Origin of the sequence: Stenotrophomonas sp. 278 (genome assembly GCF_003935715.1) — a bacterium.
Lineage (GTDB): Bacteria > Pseudomonadota > Gammaproteobacteria > Xanthomonadales > Xanthomonadaceae > Stenotrophomonas > Stenotrophomonas maltophilia_AH.
On record NZ_RHPP01000118.1, the window covers coordinates 1 to 13,400 of the forward strand.

A 13,400-nucleotide genomic window follows, 5' to 3' on the forward strand; every position below is an offset into this window, starting at 1 on the left:
CGCCGCGCACTGCCGCGGCCGCGGCCACGCGGTGGACTGGCTGGGGGCCGATGAAGACCCCGACCAGGCGCTGCCCATCCTGGCCCGCCCCCACGACCGCTACCTGTTCGGTGCCTGGACCGACAACGCCGGGCGCACCCCGACCGAGATGAAGGACTTCGTCGCCCTGCTGCGTGCCCATCCCGGCCTGCCACCGGCCGACCGGGTAGCCATCTTTGGCACCGGCGAAACGCAATGGGGCATGGAGTACTTCTGCGGAGCCGCGCACCGGCTTGCCGGGTACTTCCATTCGCCCTGGCCGGTACTACAGATCGAGCAGATGCCACACGGCGACGCCGACCGACACGCCATTCAAGAGTGGGCCGACCAGGTTCTGGCCGCGCCCGGGAGACACACTACATGCTGACCCTGCAGGCGCACAGCGCCGACGACTACCATGCTGCCCTGCTCGCGCATTCCACCCTGCTGGTGGACTTCTACAAGGACCAGTGCCCGGGATGCCGCATGCTGGATGCGGCGCTGGGCCAGGTCGCCGGCACTCCGGCCGCCGCCAATGTGGTGCTGCTCAAGGTGAAACTGGAGACCGTCGGCGAGGCGTTCTTCCGCGACCTCGGCCTGCGCCAGACCCCCACCCTGAGCCTGGTGCGCCACGGCCAGGAAGTGCAGCGCATGGCTGGCTATCAGTCTCCCGCGCAGATCGAAGCAGCGCTGACCCCGTAGAGCCGGGCTTGCCCGGCTGCTCTCGCCCGGCTGCTCTTCACGCCGGGCTGACATCACCTTGCTCATCCTGAACCAGCGGTTTCAGGGCACACACCATGCAACATGTTGCATGGGTCCGCGGCGGCCGCGGCCGGATCATTCGCAACATCGAATGACTTCCGGTTTGAGGTTGTGAACCAACGGGGGTTGTCGTTTCACGATCCACGCTCCGGAGATTTCACAATGCGGCCTCTCTCTCAGTGCAGCCAGCGCTGTGCGCTGTTCAGCGCCATCGCCTTATCCCTTGCCAGCCTGCCCCTGCAGGTCAACGCCGGTACCCTCACCGGCCCGGGCAACACCCACACCATCAATCCCGGCGACCCCACCGAAGCATGGGACGTCTCCGACCAGGCCGAGCGGACCATCGCCCCCGGCGGCACGACCAGCGGCATCCAGGTCGACAACGCCAGTGTCATCGGCAACGGAGCCGCGCTGGGCGGCATTTTCGGCATCCGCCTCGCCAACGCCAGCACCGCCACCCTGACCGGCGGCACGATCAACATCGTGTCCACCAGCGGCGATGCGGGCGGGGTGACCTCCGGCAGCCGCATGGACGTGGATGGCATGACCATCACCTCGGCCGGGCGCGGCCTGAGCAGCACCGGCGCGGGCAGCGCGCTCACCCTGCGCAATACATCCCTGAGCGCCGGTGGCGAGGCCCTGCAGCTTGGCGATGGCGCGACCCTTGTCCTGGACAACGTGCAGGCCAGCTCTGACGGAAGCAGCAGCGCCGGCCAGGCGTTGAACATCAGCGGGGGGAGCGCTCAGGTAAGCGCCAGCACGCTGACCGGCAGCACCAATGGCGTGGCGATGACCGGCGGTACCCTGCTGCTGGTGGACTCGCAGGTCACGTCCAACGGCACCGCGCTGGCACTGTCCGGGGGAACCACCTCACAGCCCATCGCCACCGTCACCGGCAGCAGCAGCCTGGTCAGCGGCGCAATCGCTGCCAGCGTGACCAATGGCTCCACGTTGACTGTGGCCGGTGCCACCCTGCGCGGTACCGGCACCGGTACCGTAGGTGGTGACGGTGCCGGCGTGAGCATGAGCAACGGCAACCTGGTGCTCAGCCAGGGCGCACGTGTGGAAGGCACCCGCCACGGCATTTATCTGACCGGCTCGGCCGGCGGCAACAACAGCATCCAGATCGACGGCTCCAGCGTCACCGCCAGCACCGGGCCGGCGATCAACGCGCCCCTCGGCGGTAACGTGGACATCACCGTAAGCAACGGCTCCTCGCTGGACGGTGGCAACGGCGTAGCCCTGCAGGTGGGCGCACGGGCCAGCGCCAATCTGGCGGTCACCGGCTCCTCGATCACTGGCGACATTGTCGGGGCCACCCTGGGTGCCAACACCGCCACGGTCAACGTCACCCTGGGCAGCGGTGCCCAGCTGCAGGGGGCGATCATCAACGGTACCGACGTACAGATCAGCGATGCCAGCTGGGAGCTCACGGCCGACAGCAATGTGCAGCAGCTTGAGGTGGGCAGCGGTGCCGTGGTGCAGTTCGGAGACGGCCAGGCGTTCCATACCCTGCAGGTCGCCGGCAACTACACCGGCAACGGCGGCATGCTGCGGTTCAACACCGTGCTTGCTGGCGACGACGCCGCCTCCGACGCACTGGTGATCGAAGGCGACAGCAGCGGCCAGACCAATGTGCAGGTCAACAACGTTGGCGGCGCGGGTGCGCTGACCAGCCGCGGCATCCAGCTCATCCAGGTCGGCGGTGCCTCCAACGGCAGCTTCGACCTGGCGGGCCGCGCGGTCGGTGGCCAGTACGAGTACTTCCTGTTCAAGGACGCCGCCGATGGCGACTGGTACCTGCGCTCGGAAATGGCCCTGGTGCCGGATCCGTGCGACGTGGATCCCACTCTGCCGGAGTGCCAGGGTCCGGAGCCCGAGCCCGAGCCGGAACCCGAACCCGAGCCGCAGCCGGTTCTGCGTCCGGAACCCGGTGCCTACCTGGCCAACCATCAGGCCGCCGATGGCATGTTCCGGCTGGGCTATCACCATCGCCAGGCCGGCCAGAACGGCGGACGTGCGTGGGCCCGCGTGGACGGATCGCGCTCCGGTTTCGGGGCCAACCTGCAGCAGCTGAATGTCCGCGGCAACAGCCAGGCGCTGAGCGTGGGCGCTCAGTTGTTCGGTAACGAGCAAGGCAGCGGCATCGGCGTTATGGTGGGCAGCGGCAACGCCAGCAGCACCTCCACCAGCGAGCTGACCGGCTATTACGCGCGCGGCAAGGTCAAGGGCAATGCGGTGGGCGTGTACGGCACATGGCGCACCGCCGCCGGTGCGGACCCGTACACGGGCCTTTACGTGGACGGCTCGGTGCAGCGGGCGATGTTCCGCAACGAAGTGGAAGGGACCGCCCTGGCCACCGAGCGCTATGACAGCCGCGCGTGGCAGGGTGCGGTGGAAGTCGGTTATGCGCTCCCGATCCGCCGCGGCGCGAACAGCACCGTGTTCGTGGAGCCGCAGCTGCAGGTGGGCTACACCCGCTGGGACACCGTGCAGCACACCGAACGCAACGGCACCGTGGTGCATGCCGAGGACGCCGACGGAGCCTTCGGCCGCGCCGGAGTACGAATCTCCGGCGTCACCCGCTGGGGCGGCAGCGCTGCTGAAGTGCAGCCTTACGTCTCGGCGAGCTGGCTGCGCAACGCCAGCAATCCTTACCTGCGGATGGACGACGAAGCCGTGGACGCGCGCATTCCGCGCCAGCGCGGCGAGTTCAGCGCCGGTGCCAGCGTGCGCTTTCCCGGAGGCTTCGGTGCCTGGGCTGGTCTGTCCCTGCAGCGCGGCTCCGGCTATCACCAGCGCAGCGCGCAGCTCGGCCTGAGCTACCGCTGGTAAGGGTCAGTTCGAGCGGACGGACAGCAACCCGATCCGCTTGAACCACCACTCCAGCGGCAGCGTGACCAGCGGCGGGATCGCCGCCAGCAGCGCCAGCAGCGTCGCCCACCAGGGCCAGCGCTGGCGCAGCGCGGTCAGCACGCTGACCACCACGTAGACCATGAAAGCCAGGCCATGCACGGGCCCGAAGATGCGAACGCCGAGCGTGGTGGGTTCCCCGGCGTGATACTTGAAATACATGCCGACCAGCAGGCCCGCCCAGGTGAAGGCTTCAAACAGGGCCACGATGGCGAACACGCGGCCCATCGGGCTGAGCGGAGCAGAGGTTTTCAAACGCGTACCCGGTGATCACGGCAAAGGGGCCGCCATGATAGCCGGGTTATCGCTAATGCGAACCGTTCGCTTAAATGAACATTCCGCCCGACGCTTCTACGCGCTGCGCGTTGATCCAACCCGTCTGCGGCGACAACAGCGCCACCACCACCGGCCCGATGTCGTCCGGCAGACCGGCACGGCCCAGCGCGGTGTTGCCCGCCACCATCTTGTTGATGTCCTGGTTGTCGCGCACGTGTCCACCACCGAAGTCGGTTTCAATGGCACCCGGTGCCAGCGTATTGGCGCTGATGCCACGCGCACCCAGCTCCTTGGCCAGATAACGGCTGAACACCTCGATGCCGCCCTTCATCATCGCGTAGGCAGAGCTGCCCGGCAGCGCGAAACGGGCCAGGCCGCTGGACACATTGAGAATGCGGCCGCCGTCGCTGATCAGCGGCAGCAGCGCCTGGGTCAGGAAGTACGGGCCCTTCAGGTGGACGGCGACCAGGTGGTCGAACTGCGCCGGCGTGGTTTCGGTGAAGCCGGCATACAGCCCTTCGCCGGCGTTGTTGAGCAGGCCCTGCAGGCCGCTGGCACCCCACTGCTGCAACTGCGCTTTCACTGCTGCGGCGAAGGCTTCAAAGCCGGCGCTGTCGGCAACGTCCAGCGGCAGCGCGGCGGCTCGGCGGCCCAGCGCCTCAATCTGCGCCACCACCTGCTGGGCGGCATCGGCTTGGCTGCGGTAGGTGATGATCACATCGGAGCCATCGGCGGCCAGCGCCAGCGCGGCGTTGCGGCCCAGGCCGCGGCTGCCGCCGGTGATCAGGGTGATGCGGGAGGTCGTGCTCATGACGTGCTCCTTGGTTGGGGTGCGGCCAGACTATTACCCTTGCCCGGCCTCATAAATCGCGCGATCCTGATTTGACTGTCCAACCACAGCGAACAATCCATGGATCGCCTTGACCAGCTGCGCAGCTTCCTGCGGGTCGCCGAACTCGGCTCCTTCACCCGCGCCGCCGACAGCCTGGGCCTGCCCAAGGCCAGTGTGTCGCTGGCGGTGCAGCGGCTGGAAGCCGAGGTCGGCGTGCAGCTGCTGCATCGAACCACGCGCCGGGTGCGACTGACCGCCGACGGCGCGCAGTACCAGCAGCGCGCCCGCGACCTGCTGGACGACATGGAAGACCTGCAGGGCATGTTCCGCCGCGAAACCGGGCAGCTGACCGGACGCCTGCGCGTGGACATGTCCAGCGGCCTGGCGCGGCAGCTCGTGGTGCCGCACCTGCCGGAGTTCCTCGGCCAGCATCCCGGGCTGGAGATCGAGCTCAGCGGCACCGACCGCCGTGTCGACCTGGTCCGCGAAGGCTTCGACTGCGTGCTGCGGGTCGGCCCGCTGGACGACAACACGCTGGTCGCGCGCCCGCTCGGCGTGATGCATATCGTCAACTGCGCCAGCCCCGCCTACATCGCCGCACGCGGCATGCCTCGGGGTCTGGACGATCTGGCCACGCACGCGCTGGTCCATTACGTGGGCACACTGGGCCAGCGTTCGCCCGGGTTTGAGTACTTTGACGGCCAGGCCTACCAGAGCGTGCCGATGGGCGGACCAATCACCGTCAACAGTGGCGAGGCTTACAGTGCAGCGGCGCTGGCCGGGCTGGGCATCATCCAGGTACCGCGTTTGGGCGCGCGTGCTGCGATGGCGCGTGGGGATCTGGTGGAAGTACTGCCGCAGTGCGTGGCCGAGCCGATGCCGGTCACCCTGCTCTACGCCCAGCGCCGGCATCTGCCGCGCAGGGTGGCCGCGTTCATGGACTGGGTTGCCGGCGTGATCCTGCCGGAGCTGACGCGGACCGATTGACGCGCCACCCCAGGCAACCGGTAAGCTTTGCGCTCGAAAATGTAAACGGTTACATCAGATGACGCCTTTTCAGCAGCGCGCCGAACAACAGGCCACCCGCGCCGCCTTCCTGCTGCCCGGCTTTGCCACCGCCGCCTGGGCACCGCTGGTGCCTTATGCGAAGAACCGCACCGGGCTGGATGAAGGTACGCTCGGGCTGGTGCTGCTGTGCCTGGGTGCCGGCTCGCTGCTCGCGATGCCGATTGCCGGTGCCCTGGCTGCACGCTTCGGCTGCCGGGCCATCATGGTCATCACCCTGCTGATGGCGATGGTCGCCCTGCCCTTGCTGGCCATCGCTCCGTCGCCCTGGACGCTGGGCGCGGCGCTGTTCGTGTTCGGTGCCGGCGTAGGGGCCTGCGACTGCGTGATGAACATGCAGGCGGTGATTGTCGAGCGCGAAAGTGGCCGGCCGATGATGTCCAACTTCCACGCGTTCTACAGCATTGGCGGTGCCATCGGTGCGGCGGCGATCACCACCCTGCTTTCCATGCGTGTTTCGCCGTTGCTGGTGTGTGTGCTGGCCTCGACATTGATGATCGCGCTGCTGGCCGTTTCGGTACGCTGGTGGCGGCGCGACCGCGCGCCCAACGATGCCCCGATGTTCGCCGTGCCGCATGGCGTGGTGCTGGCGATCGGCGTGCTGTGCTTCGTCGCCTTCCTCGCCGAAGGCACCATGCTCGACTGGAGCGCGGTATTCCTGCATGAAGTGCAGCAGGTGCCGCAGGACCGCGCGGGGCTGGGCTTCATGTGCTTCGCCATTGCCATGACCGTCACCCGCCTGGTCGGTGACGGTGTGGTCGCCAAGCTGGGCCGGCACCGCGCGATTCTGCTTGGCGCGCTGGTCGCGGCCGTGGGCTTCGGCCTGATCACCTACGCCCCGCCGCTGCTGCCGGCACTGGCCGGTTATGTGCTGATCGGCCTGGGCTGCGCCAACATCGTGCCGGCGCTGTTCTCCATGGCCGGCAACCAGAAGGCCATGCCCGAAAGCCTGGCCATTCCGGCCATCACCACGCTGGGCTACGCCGGCGTGCTGGCCGGCCCGGCGCTGATCGGCTTCGTCGCCCAGGCCAGCAGCCTGGTGTTCGCGTTCACCGCCGTGGCGGTGGTGATGGTGCTGATCGGCATTACCTCCCGCTGGGTGCGGGTGTAATCAGCGGTGCGCCAGCGCGTAGTCGATGGCGGCGCACACCGCCGCCACCTGCGCGTCGTTGCACTGCTGCGGGGTGGCACGCGGGCTGTCCGGGTAAACCTCGGTGGTGGTGGTGAACTTCGCGCCAGTGATGCTGGCGCACAGGCCCAGGCGCTTGAGCGGATACTCGATCACGCCCGGAGCGACCACCGGTGAGCCGATGATTTCGCCCTTTTCATCCGCCGGGGCGATGTGGGTGACCTTTTCGACTTCAGCGTTCACCGCCTGCTGGAACGCAGGCTGCGGGTTCTCGGTGTCGTCCACCAGATAGAAGCCATCGGGAATGCCACCCGGCTCGAACGGCTTGCCATCGCGCGCGGCCAGTGCCGGGCGGAATTCGGTTTCGTCGCTGTCGGTGGTTTCGTGCAGGTCGATATGCAGCACCATGCCGTCACGCAACGGCGCTACCAGCGCCATCAATGCGGCCGATTCGGCGGCCGGGCTGTCGGTCACGAAGGAACGATTCGGGTCGATCGCCAGCGCATTCCAGCGGTTGATGCGCTCGAAGCCCCACGGGTTCACGCACGGGGCCACAAGGATGTTCGCCTTGCCGGCGTAGTCCTTGGCGCGCTGGGCCAGGAACTGCAGTGCGCCTTCCACGCCGCTGGTTTCATAACCGTGCACACCGCCGGTGACCAGCACGCTGGGCAGGCCCGAATTCCAGTCGCGGCTGCGCAGGGCGAACAAGGTGTACTGGTCCGGGGCGTAGTCCAGCTCGCCGTAGGGCACCACGTCGAAGTCCGTGCTTAGCGCCTGGACCTTGCTCACCACTTCGTCAGCATAGCTGCGCTGCTTCGGCTGCCCCGCCCGCCACTGCGCCTTCTCTTCCGCGCCCCAGGCCTGGCCGGGGGTACCGATGGGATAGAAGCGGGAAAGGGTCATGGCAGGTCTCGCAGGGATTTCAGGAGCGGTGATGATAGCGCGGCGGCGGGGACGGGATGCTTGGCAGCTCCCGCACCGGGATCTGGATGACGGATTGGCGGGATGGTGGGGTGGTAGCGTCGGTCGACAGACGACGACCGTGAAATTGCCAACGCCCGGTAACGCATTGAAAATAACGAAACGGCTCTACGCGTCAGCTCCCAGACTACTCGTGCGTGCATCCAAATCCATGATCATGACGACTTCGATGCCAGTGCACGGCCGGTTCACCATACTGGACTATCGCGGATTCTACGACGTGCCCCGCATCATGCTTGCGAAGGACGAACAGAACCTGTGCTGGATCTTCGAATGTCTGTTCGACGATTCGTTGGACGAATATGCCGACACCTACACCGCATACCTCGTCGGAGAAGAGGGAATCCCACTGTCGCTAGTCCTTCAACGACACTACGATGACCCACCTGTCAACGCGCAATGCGTTCTCGCGGTCTCTCGTTTTCATTTTGATCCCACCACGCGGGTGTCGTTCGAAATCGCATGAGACAGAACCCCCGGTAGCGCCGGCCGTTGGCCGGCTCACGCAGCCCCCAAACCCGCTCCGTAAAGCCACGCCCTGCGTGGCTTCGACTCACCAGGCACCCCGAAGCCACGCAGGGCGTGGCTCTACGGGGCTGGCATCAATACCGATCAATCGCCGCGTATCGTTAGGGGCGAAGCAGCACCTTGCCATTCCGCCCCGCCTGCAGGCTCGCCTTCGCCGCCTCAGCCACCTCATCCAACCCAAATACCGCGTCCACCGGAAGACTGAGCCCTCCCTCAGCCGCCAGCTTCAACAGCTCACCCACCAGCCGCCGCTTGTTCTCCGGAGCCATATCCTGGCTGACCTTGCTGCCCCAGAAGCCCTTGATGGTGGCCTGCTTGAAGATCACATCGCCCGAACCAATCTGCATCGGCTCGCCGGTCATCGAGCCGAACGACACCAGGGTGCCGCCCTCACCCAGCAGGCTCACCAGCTCACCGCTGGCCTTGCCACCCACTGAGTCCACCGCCGCGGCCGCCCCGCCCTCGCCCAGCGCGGCCTTAACCTGGTCCAGCCAATCTGCCTGAGCGGTGGAATAGGTATTCTCAATTCCCAGTGCCTGCATCTCATCCACGCCGTCGTCGCGCCGCACCAGATTCAAACAGTGCACGCCTCGCGCACGCGCCAACATCGCCAGCGCCTTTCCCACGGCACCATTAGCCGCGTTCTGCACGATCCACTGGCCGCGCTCCACCTGCAGGAATTCCAGCAGCATCAACGCGCTCAACGGCATGGCAATCAACTGGGCGGCAGTTTCATCGTCAATGCTGTCGGGCATGGGGATCACCATGCGTGCCGGGGCAATGAAGGCCTCGGCCCAGCTGCCATGCACGGACGCCGCACTGACCCGCTGCCCGATCTGCAGCCCGGTTACCCCTTCGCCCAGCGCATCAATCACGCCGGTGCCCTCGCTGCCGCCCACCGCCGGAAGCTCAGGCTTGTAACCATACTGCCCGCGCACCGTCCACAGGTCGTGGTTATGGATCGGCGCTAGAACGGTACGGATGCGCACCTCTCCTTCAGCAGGTTCGGGTAACGGCACCTCCCCAGCATGCAATACCTGGGTGGGGTCGCCAAAGGTGTCATGAACGGCGGCGCGCATCAGCAGCTCCTTACAGAATCAGTGAATACAGACGTGGCATCAATTGCCAGGTAATCAACGGCGATAGCGGTGTTCCGCGACCACGGCGACAGTCGGTGCACGCCAAGCGCGGGCGCGCAGCATCAGAGTCTGCAGGAACAGCAGTGCGGCAATGCCCAGAGCCAACGGGGCAATGGTCTCCGCCCCGGGCAAGCGCCATCCGGACTGCTTCACATACACACCCGCCAGCGCCCAGATCACTGCCACCGGATAGGCATAGTGGCCGCGCAGCAGCAGGTTCATGCACCACGCCAGCAGCGTGGCCAAGCCCAGCAGCACCAGACTCCACGGCAGCATGTTGGCCGTATCCAGCCAGCCATAGGCGACGATCACCTGGGCGGTGTTGAGAAACGCGGCCATGGTCAGCCAACCGGCGTGCAGCGCCAGCGGATAGGCCGCGAAGGCGCGCTGGCCGGCAGTGGCGTTGAGCGGTGCGGCACGCACGGCGGCGACTGCCATGCAGAGCAGCGCGGCCCAGATGATGGCCAGCGCCGGCAGGAACGCCTGCTGCGAGAACACCGGCATCCAGGCCGCGGTGAGGGCGAAGCCGACGGTAGCCCAGCCGCGCACGCGCGCGTTGACGTCGGGGGTGCGCCGGCGCAGTTGCCATAAGCCGAACACCACGTCCAGCAGGAAGATCACGCCCCAGATGGAGAACGCATAGCCGGCCGCGACCAGCAGCGTGGGATAGCGGTCGGAGATCGCCCCGTTGGTGGGACCGAACTGGCCGGTCTGTGACAACCATGCCACCACCGGCATGGCCAGGGCGGCCAGCAACACAATCCACCGCATTTCCGTACTCCTGCAAAAAGACAGCGCAGCGTACCGGAACGGGGGTTAAGGCGGTGCCACGGTCCCCGTGGTCACGAGTCTCCAAAATGACGAACCACGGCGCGATGGCATGCTTGGATTGCTGGACCAACGGGATCAGGTAGCCCGACACGGCGACCGCTCTTCGAGGTAGCGTCGGTCGACAGACGACGGCCGATACCAAGGATCACCACGCGCACGCATGACTCTAGATCGAAGCCGCCACCAGCAAGCCGAGCCTCTGCACATAATCTGCCGACACGAAGGGCTGGACGCGATTGAGCACCATCATGCCGATGCTCTGATGATCACCCATATCAGCGTCGCGAGATGGCCCGACAGGCGGTGAAGGCCGGCAGTACAAGCGTCGCCCATGCTTGCGCGAGCTTCGGTGTCATCCAGACCTGCTATCGCTATCAGGCCAAAGCCAGCGAGGAAAACTCCGTGATTGCCGATTGGCTCATCCGGCTGGCCAGCGCCTATCGGGATTTGGGGCTTCGGATTGTGCTTTCTGCACCTTCGGAACGTGAAGGGCTTTGGCTGGAACCACCAGCGGGTCTGCCGCATCTATCGCGAACTGGAGCTCAACCTGCAAATCAAGCCTCGGAAGCGCTTGGTACGCGAGCTGCCAGAGCCACCGGCCGTGCCGGAAAAGCCAAATCTGACTTGGTCAATGGACTTCATGCATGACCAGCTGGTGGAAGGTCCAGCTTCCGGATACTCAATGTCCTGGACGACTTCAATCGCGAAAGACTGGCCATGGACATGGACATCTCGCTACCAGCCAATCGCGTCATCCGCAGTTTTGACCAGGTCGTCGAGTGGCGGGGTAAGCCAGATTCCATCCGCTGCGATAATGGACCTGAGTACATCAGCGGAGCTGTGCACGCCTGGGCAGAGCAGCACGGAATCGCACTGCTCTACATCCAGCCCAGCAACCCCCAGCAGAACGCCTACATCGAGCGGTATAACAGGACAGTTCGGTACGCCTGGCTGGCCGGCAACCTGTTTCAGACCATTGAGCAGGTCCAGGAAGTTCCAACACGCTGGCTATGGACGTACAACAACGAGCGGCCGAACATGGCGCTCGGTGGTATCACTCCAATGCAGACACTGGCATTGACGGCCTAGTTCCACTTCTTCTTGGCTGGGATACATGATGCTTTTCAACAAAATTCCTGACAGTCCCATGGACAGCGCATCACATACTGGCCCCCACGTTCTGCAGAGCCATCTCACGCAACAAAACACAATCACTAGAACTTAAACTGAGCCCGCACTCCGATTGCAAGCGCAATAAACGGACCAGAAACAACCCTGCAACAGTCCATTAGAAATGCCCTAAAGGTTTGACCTAGTTTTCTCGCTACCCGGGAGTATCCAAAGAAGCCATCAAAGCGCCCCCTTAGTGCCGCCTTCATAAAATATGATTTGGCGTTGGATGCCTCCTTAGGAAGATGATCCTCGAAGTAGTGTCCAAATCCCAGTAGAACCTCTGGAGTTTCCTCATATTCTGCCGAAATATTCAGGAATCGCAGTGCCGACGGATAGTCCTTCCTCTTCAATGATATGCGCGCGAGATGTATAAAACTGACTGCGTTGGGTGCAATCAACGAAGCTCGCCTATAGCTATCCAAGGACCTATCAAAGTCGGGATCCAAATCCACACCTCCATCTTCGAAAGCCATTCCCTGACATGTATAGCCATCAAGACGATCCATCTCAACCGTGGACGCAATCAGACCTTGGGCAAGTAGCAACGCCTTACGCGCTTGTCCCTCATGGATGAGCTTCGTAGCTCTCTTAAAATCGGGGTGAACCTTTCTTCTCATGGATTTGGAATCTCCCATACTTTAGCCTTGGCCTCCCGAACAGCACCATCTCTCACCTGCGCATTTCGCTCTTGCTGCAGGTTTCGATGCAGGGGTGCCCTTTCACCATTACACATGCCGACGCCGATACACACATAGTACAACGTCTCGCGCGACGTTTTTGATTTAAGCACAACAGTGCCGGCGATCACTGCGCCATCCACTACCACTGGTGCGGTACTGATTGCCAACGCACTTGCTGGAGGCGACGCTGTTACCGTCAAAGCCGGAAGCGTCACGGTTCTTGCAAGCTCACCTGATCGCACTGCTTGACTGATGGAGGTGTCTCTTCGAAGGGCAGTCACGGTCGTCAGAGTGAAGAAGCTTGGTTGCGGACCAGAAACGAATTTCGGCGCAGTCACGGTCACCTTCGGCAGAGGTGTCGGCGGGGGTTCAGGTGCTCTCGGGTCAACAGATTGGCGGCCATCTGGGTCTACGTAGCCATATGGGCTTCGATCTGCGTACGTGTACCTGTTGAATGCCCCGATAGGTACTTGCAGTGTCGTTATAGGGTCAACCGAGAGAAGCACACCAAGCTCAGGGTCGAAGTACCGCTGCTGCATATAGCTCAGACCAGTAGCCGAGTCAGCAACATGCCCCGTGTATCCCGGCCCATCCTTCACCGGCCCGCCCACCAAAGCCCCATACGGCTCGTAAACCATCCGCTCGATCACCACGCCATTGGCGTCGGTCACCGCCACCGGCGAGCCCAGCGCATCGGTATGAATGTACTCAAACGTCTCAGCGGCACTGACGGTCAGGCTGGCAACCAGCCCAGCCACCACCAGTGCGGCCCTGCGCAACTGCCCTCCCAGGATTGCTTTCATGCCCATCCCTCGCGTGTCGGCCGAAGTCGTCATCGGATTCAGGTCCTTGTCCATGGCCATCACAGTCCCGTAGACCAGGCCGAGCACGCCTGCGCGTTGCAGGCCCGCACCGTGTAGGGGCGGCGGCAACGTTCGTCGTAGCTGTAGACTGAGCCGGAGGTGGTATCAATCAACCCGCTGCCGCTACGAATCCGGTAATAGCTGGCTCCGGCGGAGACGGTCCACGTCACTTCGCACTGGGTGGTGGTATTCCGGGTGAACCGCAGGCCC

13 protein-coding genes and 2 pseudogenes are annotated in these 13,400 nt (G+C 64.6%); 7 read left to right on the forward strand and 8 right to left on the reverse strand.

What is annotated here, in order from left to right:
• The 3 genes from EGJ34_RS16655 to EGJ34_RS16665 all read left to right on the forward strand — a co-directional run.
• On the forward strand, positions 1-406 hold a 406-nt coding region (locus EGJ34_RS16655), incomplete at its 5' end, for a flavodoxin (protein ID WP_125361609.1).
• Positions 400-720: a thioredoxin family protein gene (locus tag EGJ34_RS16660; protein ID WP_125361610.1), complete on the forward strand. Its 321-nt coding sequence runs from the start codon at positions 400-402 to the stop codon at positions 718-720. The genes EGJ34_RS16655 and EGJ34_RS16660, both read left to right, overlap by 7 nt.
• A 222-nt stretch (positions 721-942) precedes the next feature.
• Entirely contained in the window at positions 943-3,615 is a 2,673-nt protein-coding gene (locus EGJ34_RS16665) for an autotransporter outer membrane beta-barrel domain-containing protein (RefSeq protein ID WP_185750214.1), read from the forward strand.
• Positions 3,616-3,618: 3 nt separating this feature from the next.
• Here the strand turns inward: EGJ34_RS16665 and EGJ34_RS16670 are convergent, their stop codons facing one another.
• Both EGJ34_RS16670 and EGJ34_RS16675 read right to left on the reverse strand, forming a co-directional pair.
• On the reverse strand, positions 3,619-3,948 hold the full coding sequence (locus EGJ34_RS16670) for a DUF3817 domain-containing protein (protein WP_185750215.1): 330 nt from the start codon (positions 3,946-3,948) through the stop codon (positions 3,619-3,621).
• A gap of 70 nt (positions 3,949-4,018) precedes the next feature.
• Positions 4,019-4,780, reverse strand: a complete 762-nt coding sequence (locus EGJ34_RS16675) for an SDR family oxidoreductase (RefSeq protein WP_125361612.1) — start codon at positions 4,778-4,780, stop codon at positions 4,019-4,021.
• 99 nt (positions 4,781-4,879) lie between these two features.
• Here EGJ34_RS16675 and EGJ34_RS16680 point away from each other — a divergent pair, with 99 nt between their 5' ends.
• Together EGJ34_RS16680 and EGJ34_RS16685 are read left to right on the forward strand one after the other, a co-directional pair.
• On the forward strand, positions 4,880-5,788 hold the full coding sequence (locus EGJ34_RS16680) for a LysR family transcriptional regulator (RefSeq protein ID WP_125361613.1): 909 nt from the start codon (positions 4,880-4,882) through the stop codon (positions 5,786-5,788).
• 58 nt (positions 5,789-5,846) lie between these two features.
• Positions 5,847-6,977 carry an MFS transporter gene (locus tag EGJ34_RS16685; RefSeq protein WP_125361614.1) on the forward strand — a complete coding sequence of 377 codons (1,131 nt, stop codon included), beginning with the start codon at positions 5,847-5,849 and terminating at the stop codon, positions 6,975-6,977.
• Here the strand turns inward: EGJ34_RS16685 and EGJ34_RS16690 are convergent, their stop codons facing one another.
• Positions 6,978-7,898 (reverse strand): M14 family metallocarboxypeptidase, encoded by a 921-nt coding sequence (locus EGJ34_RS16690; protein ID WP_125361615.1) that lies wholly within the window; start codon positions 7,896-7,898, stop codon positions 6,978-6,980.
• On the opposite strand from EGJ34_RS16690, the gene EGJ34_RS16695 reads away from it, so the two are divergent.
• Positions 7,897-8,442: a hypothetical protein gene (locus tag EGJ34_RS16695; protein WP_125361616.1), complete on the forward strand. Its 546-nt coding sequence runs from the start codon at positions 7,897-7,899 to the stop codon at positions 8,440-8,442. The genes EGJ34_RS16690 and EGJ34_RS16695 overlap by 2 nt on opposite strands.
• 163 nt (positions 8,443-8,605) lie before the next feature.
• Here the strand turns inward: EGJ34_RS16695 and EGJ34_RS16700 are convergent, their stop codons facing one another.
• Entirely contained in the window at positions 8,606-9,583 is a 978-nt protein-coding gene (locus EGJ34_RS16700) for a zinc-binding dehydrogenase (RefSeq protein ID WP_125361617.1), read from the reverse strand.
• 54 nt (positions 9,584-9,637) lie between these two features.
• Entirely contained in the window at positions 9,638-10,414 is a 777-nt protein-coding gene (locus EGJ34_RS16705; RefSeq protein WP_125361618.1) for a hypothetical protein, read from the reverse strand.
• Positions 10,415-10,750: 336 nt separating this feature from the next.
• Between EGJ34_RS16705 and EGJ34_RS16710 the strand changes: the two are divergent.
• Positions 10,751-11,563: pseudogene (locus tag EGJ34_RS16710) on the forward strand (IS3 family transposase); the annotation flags it as partial.
• A gap of 125 nt (positions 11,564-11,688) precedes the next feature.
• On the opposite strand, the gene EGJ34_RS16715 reads toward EGJ34_RS16710, so the two are convergent.
• The 3 genes and pseudogenes from EGJ34_RS16715 to EGJ34_RS22550 form a co-directional block, all read right to left on the reverse strand.
• A complete protein-coding gene (locus EGJ34_RS16715; RefSeq protein WP_125361619.1) occupies positions 11,689-12,282 on the reverse strand; it encodes a hypothetical protein in 594 nt (197 codons plus the stop codon).
• A complete protein-coding gene (locus EGJ34_RS16720) occupies positions 12,261-13,184 on the reverse strand; it encodes an RHS repeat-associated core domain-containing protein (RefSeq protein WP_260477033.1) in 924 nt (307 codons plus the stop codon). Before EGJ34_RS16720 ends, EGJ34_RS16715 begins: the two co-directional genes overlap by 22 nt.
• Before the next feature lie 5 nt (positions 13,185-13,189).
• Positions 13,190-13,400 (reverse strand): annotated as a pseudogene (locus tag EGJ34_RS22550) (hypothetical protein); the annotation flags it as partial.

Bases quoted from the DNA above. Each gene is read 5' to 3' on its own strand.
- EGJ34_RS16660 (WP_125361610.1), top strand. From the start codon at position 400: ATGCTGACCCTGCAGGCGCACAGCGCCGACGACTACCATGCTGCCCTG.
- EGJ34_RS16665 (WP_185750214.1), top strand. From the start codon at position 943: ATGCGGCCTCTCTCTCAGTGCAGCCAGCGCTGTGCGCTGTTCAGCGCC.
- EGJ34_RS16675 (WP_125361612.1), bottom strand. From the start codon at position 4,780: ATGAGCACGACCTCCCGCATCACCCTGATCACCGGCGGCAGCCGCGGC.
- EGJ34_RS16680 (WP_125361613.1), top strand. From the start codon at position 4,880: ATGGATCGCCTTGACCAGCTGCGCAGCTTCCTGCGGGTCGCCGAACTC.
- EGJ34_RS16685 (WP_125361614.1), top strand. From the start codon at position 5,847: ATGACGCCTTTTCAGCAGCGCGCCGAACAACAGGCCACCCGCGCCGCC.
- EGJ34_RS16695 (WP_125361616.1), top strand. From the start codon at position 7,897: ATGGCAGGTCTCGCAGGGATTTCAGGAGCGGTGATGATAGCGCGGCGG.
- EGJ34_RS16690 (WP_125361615.1), bottom strand. From the start codon at position 7,898: ATGACCCTTTCCCGCTTCTATCCCATCGGTACCCCCGGCCAGGCCTGG.
- EGJ34_RS16700 (WP_125361617.1), bottom strand. From the start codon at position 9,583: ATGCGCGCCGCCGTTCATGACACCTTTGGCGACCCCACCCAGGTATTG.
- EGJ34_RS16705 (WP_125361618.1), bottom strand. From the start codon at position 10,414: ATGCGGTGGATTGTGTTGCTGGCCGCCCTGGCCATGCCGGTGGTGGCA.
- EGJ34_RS16715 (WP_125361619.1), bottom strand. From the start codon at position 12,282: ATGGGAGATTCCAAATCCATGAGAAGAAAGGTTCACCCCGATTTTAAG.
- EGJ34_RS16720 (WP_260477033.1), bottom strand. From the start codon at position 13,184: ATGGACAAGGACCTGAATCCGATGACGACTTCGGCCGACACGCGAGGG.